The following is a 2,711-nucleotide window of genomic DNA, read 5'->3' on the forward strand; positions in this document are numbered from 1 at the left end:
ATTATTCCTCCCATCGAGATATATTCTGAATTGTCAGTTATAACTATTATAATCTCATTTCTCTTTGTGATCAAGTTGAAGATTTTCTAGTTGTTGACATCTATAAGTATTAATACTCATTGCATAAGTGAGATGCTCCCCATCCGGTTTTGTGGGAAAACTCCGATAATTATGAAGATGGTTCTCAACCATCGCCGGATTTGCAGACTCTAATCAATAACTCAAGTTGGGCAATCCCCAGCGAACAAATTATTAAAGTAATATCTGATAAATAGATGAAAATATTAGCACCAATAAGCTCACTTATTGTTGGATTAATAGCGGTTTCATTAACTCAGCAAAGTTTATTAGCTCTCTCCCAAAGAGAAGTTGAAGAAATCGCCAAACAAACTACAGTCAAAATAATTAGAATAGACGGTAATAATCCAGGTACTGGAGCAATTGTTCAGAAACAAAAATATATATTTAAAGGACAGGAAGGATACTTATATACTGTCCTGACTAACTGCCATGTGTTTCTCAATTCAAAATTCTGCGATCAAGAAAATAAGCTAACTCCCGAACCGATGCCCAACTCTACTGGATATCGCGTTGAAACTTCTGACAGACAACAATATATAAGTGAAATTTCCTCGGTAAAAATTCATCCGAATGCTGATTTAGCAATTTTCAAGTTTTTTAGTACAATAGAGTACGAAACTGTCAGAATAGGTAATGCAGAACAGCTATCTGGCTCAAGTAAAGTTTATGTATTTGGTTGGGCAGTACCCAGCCAAACTAGCCGAGATCGACGTGCGAGATTTTTCGGTCCTGGGAATGTACTTGGTGTTGACAGAAAAGCCGCAGGGGGATATCAAATTGCCCATAAACTCGAACTTTTACCCGGAATGAGTGGCGGTCCACTATTACACGAAAACGGCTGTTTGGTAGGAATCAATGGGGGAGGTGGCAAAAGAGATCCTAACATACAAGTTATAGAATTTTTATCCGTTCCTATTAATCTTTATGCAAACTGGCAAAATATCCAAGTAGTGACCGACTGTCGAGCTACCCCGCTGCCCGATAATCTTCTCTTTCAGACACTTCACAGTCTTCTCGAACAAGAAAATTGGCAGCAGGCCGAAGCCGAAACGAAAAAACTAATGCTTCGAGGTACAGATCAAACCTATTTTAATGGAAACATCATCAACAATCTGTCCTGTTCTGACCTGAAGATTATTAATCGACTTTGGGTGCAATATTCCAATGGACGTTTTGGCTTTAGCGTTCAGGGGGAAATCTGGAAAGGAGTTAAAAATGACTATAAGCAATTTGAAGAGAGGGTAGGATGGCGGCGTGGCTATGAAGGACCATTGACCGATCCCCCCAACTACAGTCTTGAAGCTAAAAGAGGTCACTTGCCATCCTATAAACTTCTTGCTGCTTCCGACTTTGGAACATTCCTTAACCGATTGGAAAAATGCGATGCTCTAAGTCTTATAGACTAAGGTATTATAGAGAATATAATCTCAAGCGAATCTGAACCCCAATTATGATGAATAACGGTTTCATTTCACCTCTGAAATTTCTCAGCCTAAGTTTCTGCCTAGCTTGTCTGCCGTCAAATACCCAAGCCGTTAATATTTACCCGCCAATTATCACCACCAACCAACAACAACAAAATAAGCAAACGGAATCGCCGGAAGTTGGTTTGGAAATAATAGGAAGTCCCTCTCTCAACAGATTGGTGATTCCCATGTACCGATACACCGGTGAATGCCCGGGGTCTTCCAAAGGTATAGTAAAAGCAAGCTTTACCTCCACAGCCTTCCCTCCGAGTCGGGACAGAAGGGTTATTGTTAGAAATGTTAGCCGGGGAGTGGCGAGCGATCCTTTTCCCTTCACCGATCGAGATTATAGCCGGGGCAGAGGCTCCGAAATTACCGAGATAACCATCGGCCCTGGACACGATAGACTATATCTAATCGTCAGACAGGGAGAAAACGATTTCGATTATAAAATTAAGGAAAAAAACACAATAGTTGACGAGGGAACCTTCACGGCATACGTGGAAACAACAACCATTGTTGAAGAAAGGAATAAAGAACCAAGAACCAAGTATGTTTGTCCGGGTAATCGCGCCAGCTGTGATTGGAAGGATAAGTACGAAGTAACAGTCTATGAATGTCCATCTTATCCCAATGTTAGAAAATAGGGTTCGCTCAATATAGGTAAAAGCCCTACTAGAAAAGGCTTTTATTTGATATTATATGACTCAAAACCTTTGCGATTTCCCTAGTGATGAAAATCGCAAAGGTACTTTCGTTGGACTCAATAGCTGACAGGGGGACAAGCAAGCTAGAAGCTTTGACCACACAAGCTTCTAGCTTCTCTCGCCAAAAATAGATCGATGACGAGCAAAAAGCTAACGAAAGAATCAGGGATGGGAGCAAGCTTACTAAGAATTTTATCGATAGATGAGAGCCAGTGCGGAAAACTTATTCGATCAAAAGCTCTAGAAAGCTTATGATGTATCGATTTCAGGGTTCTTGTCCCCCTGTCAGATTGATATGTTAAAATGAGGTGAAATAATTTGACATCCTCGCCGCCGTAAAACGGACGGCGATTCCTCACCACGCCACTTTTTTAGGGTGGTCGCGTCAACGGGGTTGACGCAGATAGCGAAAAACGCTTAATTGCTTAAGTCTGACACTTTCGACCCGTCCGTTTTC

At 41.1% G+C, this 2,711-nt stretch carries 2 protein-coding genes; both read left to right on the forward strand.

All coding sequences use genetic code 11. The features are described from left to right. The first annotated feature begins 275 nt into the window (after positions 1-275). The gene (locus IM479_RS00280; RefSeq protein WP_287684579.1) at positions 276-1,487 is read left to right on the forward strand and encodes a GUN4 domain-containing protein; all 1,212 of its coding nucleotides are present in this window, start codon (positions 276-278) and stop codon (positions 1,485-1,487) included. A 44-nt stretch (positions 1,488-1,531) separates the two neighbouring features. Then, positions 1,532-2,194, forward strand: coding sequence for a hypothetical protein (locus IM479_RS00285; protein ID WP_287684578.1), 663 nt, complete (start codon positions 1,532-1,534; stop codon positions 2,192-2,194). Positions 2,195-2,711 lie beyond the last annotated feature (517 nt).

It is taken from the genome of Microcystis sp. M165S2, from assembly GCF_020245885.1.
GTDB lineage: Bacteria > Cyanobacteriota > Cyanobacteriia > Cyanobacteriales > Microcystaceae > Microcystis.

What these genes read in the sequence shown, in the direction of transcription:
- IM479_RS00285 (WP_287684578.1), top strand. Translation starts at nt 1,532, where the DNA reads ATGATGAATAACGGTTTCATTTCACCTCTGAAATTTCTCAGCCTAAGT.
- IM479_RS00280 (WP_287684579.1), top strand. Translation starts at nt 276, where the DNA reads ATGAAAATATTAGCACCAATAAGCTCACTTATTGTTGGATTAATAGCG.